A 14603-nucleotide genomic window follows, 5' to 3' on the forward strand; every position below is an offset into this window, starting at 1 on the left:
AAGAAGAGTACAATCAATAGTAAATTCATTAGTCTTAGTAATTTATTTTATAGTAAGTTTTACTTATAACAATTGGGAGATATCATGGGTTATATTTATTATAGGTGGTATAGTTAAAAATATTATAAGTTGGGGATTAGAATATAAAAATAAATAAATTAAAATCACAAGTCAAAGACTATAGTTTATTATTTTAAACTATAGTCTTTATTATTTTTCTTAAAAATTATATAATAGAGATTACGACTTAAAAAGAAATTAGGTGAGTAGATGGATTTTAAAATAGTAAATGAAGTATTATCGCAAAATACTGACAAATATAGACTAGATCGAGGAAGAAATTATTATAAAGAAGGATACATTGAGGAAAGTAATTATTCTAAAGAAGATGACAAAATAAGTTTTTATGGAAGTGTAGTATCTAAAAATCAAAGAGAAATATATGATTGTTTTTTAATATTAGATTTAGATAATAAATATATAATTAGTAGTGGTTGTACTTGTGAAGACTTTAATCAAAACACAACATTAGATAATAATTTTGTTTGTAAACATATAGCATCTATTGCTTTAAAAGAAATAAATGGTTTAAAGTTAAGTGCAATAGACAACTTAAAATTAAAAACACTGGGTATAAAAGAAAAAACTAAACCTAAGGTAAATACAAGATTTATAAATAAGGATTTACTTAATTACTTTAAAGTTATTCCAAAAGAAAAAGTTAATTTAGAAGTTGAAATAACAAGTTATTTAAATGATACTTTAGAAGTAGAATTTAAAATAGGTAATGATAAAATGTATGCACTAAAGGATTTTAAACAATTTGCAACTGCTAGAGTAGAAGGAAGTAGCATAGTCTATGGCAGAAACTTTATGTATGATCCTAAAAGTAGTTGTTTTGAAGATGATGAAAATTTAGCTCAGTTTATAGAAGATTATGGGCTAAGTTTATTTGATAATATAAATGCAAGAAAAAATAGATATATGATATTAAATTCTAGCTTACTTAAGCGATTAATTAAGACTTTAAAATATAAAGAATTTACTTTTAATTATGAAAGAAAAAGCTATAAACCACAAATAATAGAAGGCAATATTCCCATAAATGTAGATATTAAAAAAGTAAATGAAAAAATAGTAATTTCAAATAATAAAAATTTGCCAATACCTTTATCAACTAAAGGTGATGTAGTTTTTTATGAAGGTAATGTATATTTACTTTCAGATATAGATGGAATTTACTATAAAAAGCTATATGAAGTATTAAAAGAGTATGAATCTATAGAATTTGAAAGTGAAGAAATAAGTGAGTGTTTAACAAATTTAATTCCAAAGCTTAAAGAAATATCTAGTAGTGTTAATATAGACGATAGTATAACTAATAATATAACTAAAGACTTAATTATTAAGTATTATTTTGATTTAGAAGATTCAAAAATAATTTGTGACGTTAAAATGCAATATGATGGACAAGAAGATGGCAAGTTTGTTATTAGAGATGTTGAAAAAGAAGAAGAATCTATATATAGGTTATACACATATTATTTTGAAAAAGATAAAGGAAAGTATGTATTTAAAGGTGATGATTCTCAGTTATATGATTTTTTAACTAAAGAAATTAATCGACTTAAAAATATAGGAGAAGTTTATTATTCAGATAAATTCAAAGAAAGAAAAGTATATAATTCAACTAATATAAAAGTTGGACTAGGAGAAGAAATTAATCACTATTTAGAATTTAAGTTTAATATAGATGAAGTAGATAATAAGGAATATAAAGAAATACTAAAATCTTTTAAAGCTAATAAAAGATTTTATAAATTGAAAAATGGAAACTTTATAAATCTAGAAGAAGATGAAACTAAAGAAATTTTTAAACTTATGGAAAGTTTAGGATTTACTAGTAGTGTAAAAGAAATGAATATACATGAAAGTAAAGCAATGTATATAAATGATATAATTACAGAAAAGAAACTTCCATACATTGAAGGTATAGAAAATACTAAGCGTATTGTAGATAAGTTTGAAAATATTAATAATATAGATTTTGAAATACCAAATGGCTTAAATGCAAATCTTAGAGATTACCAATTAGAAGGTTTTAAGTGGTTTAAAACACTTGATTATTATGGATTTGGAGGAATATTAGCCGATGAGATGGGGCTAGGTAAAACACTTCAAACTATAACTTTCCTATTGTCTAAAAAAGGAAATAAGAGTATAGTTATAACTCCTACATCTCTTATACATAACTGGAAAAGTGAGTTTGAAAACTTTGCACCAAGTTTAAAAATAGGAATAGTACACGGTACTAAAAAAGAAAGAGAAAATGTGATAAATAACCTTGATGATATAGATGTTTTACTAACTACATACGGATCTTTAAGAAATGATTGTGATAAGTATGAAGAAATAAATTTTGATTATTGTATTATAGATGAAGCTCAAAATATTAAAAATCCAACATCTATGGCTACAGATGCAGTTAAGGGAATAAAAGCTAAAAGCAAATTTGCACTTACGGGTACTCCTATAGAAAATAATTTATTGGAGCTTTGGTCAATTTTTGATTTTATAATGCCTGGATATTTATATAATGTAAGTAAGTTTAATGCTATATTTATTCGAGATGAAAGCAATATGATAAGACTAAAAAAACTTATAAAACCATTTTTATTAAGACGAACTAAAAAACAGGTTATAAAAGAATTGCCTGATAAAATAGAGAAGAAGTTTTTAGTAGAATTGAGTAAAGAACAACGAAAAATATATAAAACTTATGTAGATGAAATACAAAGAAAATTACAAGATAAATATGAAAGCAATGATAAAATAACAGTACTTTCATATCTAACAAAGCTTAGACAATTGTGTCTAGATCCAAGCTTAATAGTAACTGACTACAAAGGAAAAAGTTCAAAGATAAATGCTTGTGTAGAAATATTAAAAGATTCAATAGAAAATAATAATAAAATATTAGTATTTTCACAATTTACAAGTGTACTACAGAATATAGGTGCTATACTTGATAAAGAAAAAATAGATTATAATTATTTAGATGGACAAACTAAAGCTATAGATAGAATTAAATTAGTTGATGAATTTAATGGAAATCCTAATAAAAAAGTATTTTTAATATCTTTAAAAGCAGGAGGTACTGGACTTAATCTAACCTCTGCAAACACAGTGATTCACTTTGATCCATGGTGGAATATATCTGTTGAAAATCAAGCAAGTGATAGAGCTCATAGACTAGGACAACAAGAAGTTGTAGAAGTTATAAAACTTATAGCTAAAGGTACTATAGAAGAAAAAATTGTAAAGCTTCAAGAAAATAAAAGTAAATTGATTGATGATATAATAAGTAATGAATTATCAGATTCAAGTGTATTAAAAAATCTATCTAATGATGAAATATTAGATTTATTGACATAAATAATGAAAGGTAGAAAACATATGAGTAAAAATATATTTAGTGGAAAAAAATTAAGAAATGCGAGAGTATATAGAGGTAAAACTGTAGATGTTTTAGCTAACGAAACTAAAATAAATAAAAAGGATATATTAGCTTTTGAAGGTGATAAATATAAGCCAACATTAGAAAATGAAATGAAAATGGCTAATGCACTAAACTTCCCAAAAGATTATTTCAGTGAAAAAGATGCTGTAAATGTAGTAGTTGAAAATGCACATATAAGAACGGAATCTACATTACCTAGAGTTGATGATATAGCATTTAAAGAAAAATTAGTTATGACTCATAGATTATTAGCATTTGTACAAGGATATATAAAATTCCCAGAAATGAATTTACCAGAAGGGTTAAATAGAAATGACGATATAGAAATATTAGCAGAGCAAGTAAGAAATCATTTTGAATTAGGTGATGGACCAATAGGAAACATGGTTAGTCTTCTTGAAGTAAATGGTATATTTATATCAGCTACAAATATAGATAAAAAAGGAGCTTTAGCATTTACTCAAAAACAAAGTATAGATAAAATTCCAAGATACTTTGTATCTTTAGGAAATGACAGAAAATCAGCTCCTATAAGAAATTATGATTTAGCTTATGAATTAGCTTATATAATATCAATTGAAGCAAATATACAATCTAAAAAGTTTTCAAAAGATGAATTTGCATGTGCATTCTTAATGCCAAAGGAAAGCTTTATAGCTGATTTAGATGGTGTATATGAACTAGAAGATTATATAGAACTAAAGAAAAAATGGATAGTACCTATATGGGCCATGATACTTAGAGGATACCAGTTAGGTAAAGTAAGTTATAAAAAATATATGTACTTAATGAATGAATTAGATAAAAATGGATGGGGTAAAAAAGAACCATTAGATGACAATATAAAATCTACTCAGCCTATATTACTTAAAAAAGGTTATGATATGATAATAGAAAATAAAATGATGAATGAAGGTTTATTTATGAATAATTTATCAAATTATGGACTAAGTATATATGCAAATGATGTAGAAGAGTTACTAGGCTTAAAAGAAGGAACAATATCTAAAAATATAAATAAATCTAGTAAAGATAATGTAAGAAAAGTTAACTTTAAAAAATAAATTCTAATATTATTTAATAAACAAAAAGGGATGACTAAGTCATCCCTTTTAATATATGTTTTAAATTATTTACATAAATATAAGTACATAACTCATTGCAACTATTGCAACAACAGCCCAAGTTATACCTCCTAAAATCATAGGTTTTACACCTTTTGTAAATAAGTCTTTTATATTTATCTTATAACCAACACCAACTAAAGCTGTAGTTACTAAGAACTTATAACCTTTTTTGAAAAATGGAGACATAGATTCTGGAAAAACTCCAAATGTATTTAAGATTGCCATACCTAAAAATCCTAATATAAACCAAGGGAAAACATCCATAACTATTTTACCGAAAGACTTTTCAGGTTCACTACTTGAACCACTTCCTCCATTTACATTTGCAAGTTGAGCTTCTTTTCTTTTTTCATTAACCATAACGAAAGTGAATACAACAGCTACAACAACTAAGAATGTTGTACGAGTAAGCTTAACTATAACTGGAAGTTCAGCTGCTGAAGCGATTCCCGTAATCTTAGCAAAAGTATCTCCTGCTGCAACAACACTAGAAGTATCACTTATTGCAGTTCCTGCAAGTAAACCAAATTGATCTGGTGATAAATTTAAACCTTGAGCTATAAATGGAAATGCAAGTGCTGCAAATACATCAAATAAGAATATCGCAGTTAAAGCATAAGCCATTTCATCATCATTTGCATTTATTATTGGACTAACCGTAGCTATAGCAGTACCACCACATATAGCAGTACCAGAACCAACTAATCTTCTTGTATTTATTGAAACTCCAAGCATTTTACCAACAAGTAATGCAGTTGCAAAAGACATACATATATTTGTAATGATAAGTGGAAGAGCATTCCCACCTGTTTGAATTATCGCGTTAAAGTTAAGTGTAGCGCCTGCTAAAATAATACCAAATTTTAAAAGTTTTTTTGCTGCATATGTAGTTCCCTTTTTATAATCACCTTTAGCTGGTTTTATATTTCCAAATAAAGCACCAAGAAATAAACCTATCATAGGAGCTCCAACTATATGCTGAAGATCACCGAAAAATGTAGAAATACCAGCTAAAATTACACAAACTCCTAAACCTATTAACATACCTGCCGACATAAAAATTTCCCCCTTTGAAAGATAAATATAAGTTAAATATTGTTAGTTAAATATTTATCTAGTTCTTGATTTGAATTATAGCACTGAGGAAAAAGTTTTCACAACAACTTTTTTAATTTTTAAAAAATTTAATTTTTGAAATTTAAAAAAGTAAAATACTAAAAGTTTAGTAAAGAAGCCATTTTAAAAGTATTTTGATATTAAAATTCATAATGTAAATAAAACTTAATTTTAGAAGCTATTTATTTTATTATAAAAATCTATGTAATCCGAAGCGAATATTGAATCTTTTAAAAATATAAAGTTAAATTCATGGGATAGGTTTAGAGATTTAACATCTAAAACTGATAATTCATTTTTATTTAATTCATCAATCACAGCAACTTTATAAATTATTGAAATACCAAAGTTATTTTTAACTAAATCCTTTATTAAATTAATATTTCCAACTTGAAGAAGAGTAGAAAAATTCTTTGCTGAATAATTTCTTTCATAAAGCCACATCTCAAATATATCTCTGCTTCCAGAGCCCTTTTCGCGAAGAATTAAATTTTGGCTAAATAAGTCTTCCACAGACAAATTAGATTTACTAGAAAGTGGATTGTCGGGTGAAGCAATAAAAACAAAATCTTCATAACTAAGTAAATTTGTTTCATAATCAGCTTTATTAAAATGGCCCTCTATAAAACAAAACTCTAGAGCGCCTTTTTTTAACAGATCTAGAAGAACTGTTGTATTATCGATTATCATAGATAAATTTGAGTTTGGGCATTCCCTTAGATAAGTTTTAATTATATCAGGCATTACAAACTCACCTATACTACGAGTAGCTCCAAAGGAAAGAGATCTTGTAGTACAAGTTGAATTTTTTATATTATTTTCGATAGATAGTGACATAGTTTTTAACTTTAAAACATTATTTAAAAAGTCCTGTCCAGTTCGAGTTAGTGATAATGTTTTCCCTGTGTAGTTAAATAGTTTAATGTCATATTGAGCTTCAATGTATTTGATATGCTGACTAACTGCGGGTTGAGTAACGCACAATCTTTTTGCAGTTTTTGTATAACTTTTAGTTTCACATAAGTCTATAAATGTTTTTAATCTGAAATCTATCATAGTATCCCCCAATACGCTTTTGATAAGTAAAGTGTACTATAAGTTTAAATTATAAATCAATAAATTTTTATAATTTTACATTATAGTACTCAGTTGTTACACTTTACTTAAAGAAGAATTTGTTAAAAATATAATTAATATAAATTTGGAGGGGTACTATGGATGTATTAGTAATTGGGGGAGTTGCTGCTGGTACTAAGACAGCTGCAAAGTTAAAGCGTGAAAATAGAAATTTTAATGTAACACTAATAACTAAGGGAGAAAATATATCATATGCAGGATGTGGACTTCCATACTATATCGGTGGTGTTATAGAAAATAAAGCAGATTTAATAGTAAATACGCCTAAAAGCTTTTCTGATTTAACACAAGTTGAAGTTAAAACTAACATAGAAGCTCTAGAAATAGATAGAGAGGCCAAGATTGTAAAAGCTATAGACTTACAAAAAAATGAAAATGTAAGTTTTAATTATGATAAATTAGTTATAGCAACAGGAGCAGATCCAGTAAAACCACCTATTGAAGGAATAGATTTAGAAGGTGTTTATTATATGAGAACACCAGGTGATGCTATAGCTGTTCGTGAAGTTGTAGAAAGTAAAAATGTAAAAAGAGCAGTAGTAGTTGGTGGAGGATTTATAGGACTTGAAGTTGCTGAAAATCTTCATGAAATGGGAGTTAAAACCACTTTAGTAGAAGCGATGGACCATATAATGCCAGGATTTGATGATGAAGTATGTTCATATGTTGAAGATGAGCTTATGGAAAATGGAATAATGGTTTTAACTAAAGAGCGATTAAACTCTATTGAAGGTGATGGCAAGGTAACTAAAATAAGAACAGATAAAAGAGCTATGAAAGCAGATATGATAGTAATGGCTGTGGGGATAAGAGCTAATACTAAAATAGCAAGTGACTGTGGTTTAGACCTTGAACCAAATAAAACTATAAAAGTTAATGAATATATGCAAACAAATGATGAAGATATATTTGCAGTTGGAGACTGTATAACAGTTAAAAATATATTAAGCAAAAAATCTGCATGGTCTCCAATGGGATCTTCTGCAAATAAAGAAGGTAGATGTTTAGCTAAAACTCTGGGAGGAGAAAAAACACCATTTGAAGGAGTTTTAGGAACTGGAATAGTTAAATTATTGAATTTAAATGCAGCAAGAACTGGTTTAACAGAAAAGGATGCTATAAATGCTGGATATGAAGTTGAAAGTGTAATAGTTCCAGTAGATGATAAAGCACATTATTATCCTGATTCTAAGATGATAATTATAAAACTTATAGCAGATAAAAATACTAAAAAGGTACTAGGAGCTCAAGTATTTGGAGAAGGGAATGTAGACAAGCAAATAGATATAGTTGCAACGGCTTTAACGTTTAATGCAACAATAGCTGATTTACAAAATCTAGACTTAGCTTATGCTCCACCATTTTCAACAGCTATACATCCATTAGGGCATGCTGCAAATGTACTTTTAAACAAGATAGATGGAGATGTAAATGTAATTGGATTTAAGGAGTTTATGGAAAATCAAGAAAGTTATAAATTAGCAGATGTAAACAAAAAACCTCAATTAGAGGGTATACCGTATATAGATTTAGCAACACTTAATGGCAAAATAGAAGGGTTTGAAATAGAAGATAAGATATTATTAGTATGTGCTAGAGGGAAGAGAGCATATTTGGCATACAATAGAATGAAACACTTTGGATATAAAGATGTACAAATATTAGAAGGTGGATTAGCTTTAAATAAAGAAATAAATATTGAGATGGGGGTAAATTAATATGAAATTAACAGAAGAAATGAGAAAAGCAGTTAAGGGGCAAGGGTTTTTATCAAATAATGATGGGAAACATTTTTCTTGCAGAGTTATAACTGAAAATGGAGCTATAACTGCGGATCAGTTAATAAATGTAGCTGGAATAGCAAAAAAATATGGTAATGGGGATATATCATTAACATCAAGATTAACTTTAGAAATACCTGGTATAAAGTATGAAGATATAGAAAACACAAAAGAATATTTAAAGAAAGATAACTTAGTATCTGGAGGAACTGGTTCTAGGGTTAGACCTATAGTTCCATGCAAAGGAACTGTATGTACATTTGGTTTGTGTGATACACAAGCTATAGGAACTACATTACACAAAGAATTCTATGAAAAGTGGTATGATGTAAAATTACCACATAAGTTTAAAATAGGTATAGGTGGATGTCCAAATAACTGTATAAAACCTAGTTTAAATGATTTTGGAGTAATAGGGCAATTTGTTCCAGATTTTGATGAAGACATGTGTTCAGGATGTAAAAAATGCGGGCCTAAAGATACTTGCAAGATAGGTGCAATATCAATGGTTGATGGAAAAGCTAAAATAGATAGAGAAAAATGTAATAACTGTGGATTATGTATAGGTAAGTGTCACTTTGATGCTATAGAAGAAGGTAAAAAAGGACTTAAAATATACTTAGGTGGTAAGTGGGGGAAAACATCAAGACCGGGTACTCCAATAACTGGAATATACAGTGAAGAAGAAATGATGAGTATATTAGAAAAATCTATACTTGTATATAGAGAACAAGGTAAAACTGGGGAGCGTTTTGGAAATATGATAGATAGAATTGGTATTGAAAATATGGAAACTCAAGTTTTAGAAAATGAAATATTAGATAGAAAAGATGAGATATTAGAAGCAGATCTTCATGGTGTAGGTGGGGCTACTTGCTAATTATTTGTTAATAAAAAACTTGCAAAGTAAATTCTTTGCAAGTTTTTTTAGTGAGAAAAGAAAAATTTCTATTATTTATGGACATATTTGCTAGGATAATGTATATTTTTAATGTATATTGTATACTTAAATTATTTTCTAAAATAGGAAAAGTTTATTTTGGATATATTATATTAAGGAAATATTAGCGAAGGAGATGCTTTTCATGAAAGAAAATGAGAAGGAATTTGAAGAAGATCCTAGATATAAACAATGTAATAAAGAAGCAAAAATGGGTCTAATATTAGGTATAGTGAACTTAATATGGTGGTTTGGATTTGGTTATGGACTGGGATCAAAACCAGTTGAAGAATATTCTTATATGTTTGGATTTCCATCATGGTTTTTTATGAGCTGTATAGTTGGAGGCGTGTTGTTTTCAATCTTAACTGTTATTATGATAAATAAATTTTTTAAGAATATGTCTCTAGATGCTCTAGATGAAGACGAAGTAAAAGCATATAGAAAGGAATATAAGTAATGAAATCCATAAATTATCAAGTTTTATTACCTATTTTAATATACTTTATAATAGTATTTATCGTAGGTTTTTATTCAATGAAGTTTGTAAATAGAGCTAAAAACAAAGCTAATGGGGAAAAGGGGTTCATGGATGAATATATGACAGGTGGGAGAGACCTAGGAGGATTTGTACTAGCTATGACCTTAGTGACTACATATCTGAGTGCAGGAAGTTTTATAGGTGGACCTGGAACTGCATATACTCAAGGTTTAGGATGGGTATTTTTAGCTATGGCTCAAATGCCAACAGGATACTTTACGCTTGCTGTACTTGGTAAAAAGTTTGCTATAATAGCTAGAAAAATAAATGCAGTAACAATAACAGATTTTTTAAGAGCAAGATATAAATCAGATGCAGTAGTTATACTAACATCTGTATCTATAGTTATATTTTTTATAGCTGCAATGGCTGCACAGTGGGTAGGAGCAGCTAGACTTTTACAAGGAGCTGTAGGTATTGATTATAAGATAGCACTTACAGCTTTTGGATTAACAGTTATAGTTCATACTGTTATAGGAGGATTTAGAGCAGTAACACTATCAGATGCAGTGCAAGGTATTATAATGACAATAGCTACTATTGCTATATTTGTAGGAACAGTAATAGCTGGGGGTGGAGTATCAAATATTATAAGTAACATGCAAAGTATAAATGAAGGTCTTATAACTCCATTTGGGGTAACACCAGGAAATATGAGTATAGCTTGGGTAACTTCATTTTGGATTTTAGTTGGATTTGCAGTAGTCGGGATTCCATCTGTATCACAAAGGGCAATGAGCTACAAAGACACTAAAAGTTTACATAATGGGATAAAATATGGAACTATAGTATCTATGGTTTTATTACTTGGAATGCATTTAGTTGGAGCTTTTTCAAGTACATTAGTTACGGGAATAGAATCAGGAGACCTAGTTATACCAACTATAACAACACAATTATTTCCACCAATAATAGCAGGGATATTACTAGCAGGCCCATTAGCTTCTATAATGTCTACAGTGGACTCTCAGTTATTAGTTGCCTCTGGTGCTATAGTTAATGATATATATACTAATTATATAAATCCTAAGATAAAAAATGATGCGAAAAAAACAGGAACTATAAGTTTATTAGTAACTTCTACACTGGGGATAATTATATATATAGTAGCTATAAAGCCACCTGATTTAATAGTATGGTTAAATTTATATGCAAATGCAGGGATAATATCTACATTTTTATGGCCAATAGTTCTTGGGCTATATTGGAAAAAAGCAAATGCAGGTGGGGCATTAGCTTCTATAATAAGTGGTATAGGTACATATGTTTTATTTAGTTATGTATGGGTAAGACCCTTGGGAATGCATACTATTGTACTTCCGCTATTAATATCATTAGGTGCTTTTGTTTTAGTATCCAAACTTACGAAACCACCTACTAAAGAAACCATAGAAACTTTTTGGGGCATTTATAAAAAGTAAACTGAAAGCTATCCTATTATAGGGTAGCTTTTTTATTTAAAAAATGATTTTTATTTTATATATAGTGTATAAATAAATCAACCATTGAAAATATTAATGGTTATGATAGAAAGAATCAATTTTTAATTTGTAGAAAAATGGCATAAAATAAGATCATAATACAAAAGACGTTATATGTCATTGAAAGAGGAGACAATATGGAAAATTATAAACAATTATTATTAAATGAGATACCAGAATTTAGAGAAAAAGGACATAAATTCTTAGAAAAAGAAATGTCAAAGATGGATTTTAAACATGCATCTGGAGGAATGGGAGTTTATGCACAGCGTGATGGGCAAAGCTTTATGATAAGACTTAGAGTTGCGTCAGGAATTTTAAATTTTGATCAATTAAAATTAGTTCAATATTTTTCACATAAATATAATTTAGAGCAAATACATTTAACAACTCGTCAAGCAATACAGCTTCATGGATTAACTATAGATGAAGTTTGTGACATTATGGAGGAAGGTATACATAAAGATATGTACACAAGAGGTGGAGGTGGCAACTTCCCAAGAAACGTTGCAATATCACCTTTATCTGGTGTAGATCCAGAAGAAGCATTTGATGTAACACCTTATGCAACGAAAGTAAATGAACATTTTATGAGTAAAATAACTACTTATAAATTACCAAGAAAATTAAAAGTATCTTTCTCAAGTTCACCTAAAGACGCAGCTAATGCTACTATAAACGATTTAGGATTCTTAGCGGTTAAACAAGATGGTAAAGAATACTTCAAAGTATTTATAGCAGGTGGAATGGGTAAAAACCCTATAAAAGGGGCACCATTTGATGAATTAGTAGAGCCAAAGGATATATTATATCATGTAGAAGCTATGACTAATTTATTTATAGAAAAAGGTAACTACGAAAACAAAAATAAAGCTCGTACAAGATACATACTTATGGAAATGGGAGAAGAAGCACTAATACAATGTTATAAAAAACATTTAAAAGAAGTTAAAGAAAAAGGTAATTTAGATGTAGATTTAACTTCAAAAGTATACGACAAAAAAGGAATAGAAATAAACATAGAAGATAATCGTTTAGTTAAGCAAAAACAAGATGGTTTATACGCTGTTTATGTACATCCAGTAAATGGACAATTAAAGATATCTGATTTAGACAAAATTATAGATACTGTAAAAGATATAGAAGATGTAGAAATTAGACTTGCTATGAGTGAAGGTTTATATATAAGAAACTTAAATGGAGAAGAAGCTAAGAGTGTTTTAGCAGTAACTGAAGATGTAACTGGTAAATATAAAATAGAGCAAAGTACAGCTTGTATAGGTGTGCCTATTTGTCAAATGGGTATAGCTGAGAGTCAAGAAACATTAAAAGAGATAATAGCCTTTTTACAAGATAAAAACTATACAAGTGATAGTTTACCAAGAATCCATATATCAGGATGTACTAACTCTTGTTCAACTCATCAAGTTGCACCTATAGGTTTTGCAGGTAAGAAAAAAAGAGTTAATGACAAAACTGAAGATGCATTCGAACTTCACATGGGTGGATTTGTAAGTGAAGTAGAAACTAAATTAGGAAAAATATATGGTGATATATTAAGAAAAGATGCACCAAGTTTCTTATACGACATAGCTTGTGATATGGATAATAGTGACTTAGAATTTTATGAATATATAGTTCAAAAAGAAGATGAATTAAACCATATAGTAAGTAAATACTTAGTATAATACAAATAAAGAACACCTCAAAATAGCAGTTAGAATAAATGTATTCTAACTGCTATTTTGAGGTGTTTTTGTTTGAAAAGTTTTTCATAAAAACTAAAAGAATATTATAAAAGATAAAGTATAAACTAAATTTATAAATAATGCTAAAAGGAGATATATATGAAAGTTAGACTAGGATATGTAGCAATAGCTTTAAATTTACCTAAAGTAACTTCATCAAGTACACTAACTTACGCTAGATACTCTAAGATGAATACAGAATTAGAAAGAATAAATAAATTAAAAGATGTTACTAGATCTAATATAGAAGATTTAGAAAAAATACTTAATTATAATATAGAAAATAATATTCATTTTTATAGAATAACTTCTAATTTAATACCGTTAGTAACACATCCAGAAGTAGGATTTGACTATAGAAAATACTTTAAAAAAGATTTTGAGTATATAGGAAATATAATAAGAAAAAGCAATATGAGAGTAGATACCCACCCTGATCAATTTAACGTTATAAATAGTTTAAAGGAAAATGTTGTAGAAAATACTATAAAAAGCTTGAGATTTCAAAGTCAGATATTTGAAGATATAAATTATAGAAATGGAAAAATGGTAATACACATTGGTAGTTCACAAGGTGGAAAAGAAGATAGTATTAAAAGATTTATAAATAATTTGAAATACTTTCCAAAAGAAGTTGTAAGTAAATTGATTTTAGAAAATGATGATAAAGTATTTACAGCAAAAGATGTACTTAGTATATGCACACAAACTAAACTACCTATGGTTTTAGATGTACATCACCACATATGCAAAAATGACAATGAAAACTTAAAAGATATATTAAAAGAAGTATTTAAAACTTGGAATAAAGAAGAATTACCACCTAAAATACATTTTTCAAGCCCGAGAGAATTTGAAAAAGATAGAAAGCATGCAGACTTTATAAATGCAAAAGACTTCTTAGCATTTATATACTTAGCTAAAGAAGTAGCAAATAAGGACTTTGATATAATGATAGAAGCTAAGCAAAAGGATTTAGCATTAAAACAACTAGTAGAGGATATAAAAGCCTTAGACAAGGAAATAAAATTTATAGACGACACAACCATAGAAATATAAATAAAAAAGCTGTTTAATAAAACTAGGGTAAGTAGCTAGTGTTAATATATAAGTTTTAGCCACATTTAAAGAATTTTCTTAGCTTTTGGAGCAAAACTTATATATTAACACTAAGCGACCCTACTATATTAAAACAGCTTTTATTAATTTAAA

General features: G+C 27.9%; 10 protein-coding genes. 8 read left to right on the forward strand and 2 right to left on the reverse strand.

Annotated elements, in window-relative coordinates:
• The first annotated feature begins 270 nt into the window (after window positions 1–270).
• Both ACRCYC_RS14390 and ACRCYC_RS14395 read left to right on the forward strand, forming a co-directional pair.
• The gene (locus ACRCYC_RS14390; protein ID WP_438619826.1) at window positions 271–3435 is read left to right on the forward strand and encodes an SNF2 helicase associated domain-containing protein; all 3165 of its coding nucleotides are present in this window, start codon (window positions 271–273) and stop codon (window positions 3433–3435) included.
• A 21-nt stretch (window positions 3436–3456) separates the two neighbouring features.
• Complete coding sequence (locus tag ACRCYC_RS14395) at window positions 3457–4584, forward strand: XRE family transcriptional regulator (protein ID WP_438619827.1); 1128 nt, start codon at window positions 3457–3459, stop codon at window positions 4582–4584.
• Window positions 4585–4653: 69 nt separating this feature from the next.
• Here the strand turns inward: ACRCYC_RS14395 and ACRCYC_RS14400 are convergent, their stop codons facing one another.
• Window positions 4654–5703 carry a YeiH family protein gene (locus tag ACRCYC_RS14400; RefSeq protein ID WP_438619828.1) on the reverse strand — a complete coding sequence of 350 codons (1050 nt, stop codon included), beginning with the start codon at window positions 5701–5703 and terminating at the stop codon, window positions 4654–4656.
• A gap of 231 nt (window positions 5704–5934) precedes the next feature.
• Complete coding sequence (locus ACRCYC_RS14405) at window positions 5935–6819, reverse strand: LysR family transcriptional regulator (protein WP_438619829.1); 885 nt, start codon at window positions 6817–6819, stop codon at window positions 5935–5937.
• A 158-nt stretch (window positions 6820–6977) separates the two neighbouring features.
• On the opposite strand from ACRCYC_RS14405, the gene ACRCYC_RS14410 reads away from it, so the two are divergent.
• From ACRCYC_RS14410 to uvsE, 6 genes are all read left to right on the forward strand, one after another.
• The gene (locus tag ACRCYC_RS14410; protein WP_438619830.1) at window positions 6978–8618 is read left to right on the forward strand and encodes an FAD-dependent oxidoreductase; all 1641 of its coding nucleotides are present in this window, start codon (window positions 6978–6980) and stop codon (window positions 8616–8618) included.
• Window position 8619: 1 nt separating this feature from the next.
• Window positions 8620–9561, forward strand: a complete 942-nt coding sequence (locus tag ACRCYC_RS14415; protein WP_438619831.1) for a 4Fe-4S binding protein — start codon at window positions 8620–8622, stop codon at window positions 9559–9561.
• A gap of 205 nt (window positions 9562–9766) precedes the next feature.
• Entirely contained in the window at window positions 9767–10081 is a 315-nt protein-coding gene (locus tag ACRCYC_RS14420) for a YhdT family protein (RefSeq protein ID WP_438619832.1), read from the forward strand.
• Window positions 10081–11583 (forward strand): sodium/pantothenate symporter, encoded by a 1503-nt coding sequence (gene panF / locus ACRCYC_RS14425; protein ID WP_438619833.1) that lies wholly within the window; start codon window positions 10081–10083, stop codon window positions 11581–11583. Before ACRCYC_RS14420 ends, panF begins: the two co-directional genes overlap by 1 nt.
• A 197-nt stretch (window positions 11584–11780) precedes the next feature.
• Window positions 11781–13331, forward strand: coding sequence for a nitrite/sulfite reductase (locus ACRCYC_RS14430; protein WP_438619834.1), 1551 nt, complete (start codon window positions 11781–11783; stop codon window positions 13329–13331).
• A 159-nt stretch (window positions 13332–13490) separates the two neighbouring features.
• The gene (gene uvsE / locus ACRCYC_RS14435) at window positions 13491–14450 is read left to right on the forward strand and encodes a UV DNA damage repair endonuclease UvsE (RefSeq protein WP_438619835.1); all 960 of its coding nucleotides are present in this window, start codon (window positions 13491–13493) and stop codon (window positions 14448–14450) included.
• Window positions 14451–14603: the final 153 nt, after the last annotated feature.

Origin of the sequence: Paraclostridium sp., from assembly GCF_051657365.1 — a bacterium.
Classification (GTDB): Bacteria; Bacillota; Clostridia; order Peptostreptococcales; family Peptostreptococcaceae; genus Paraclostridium.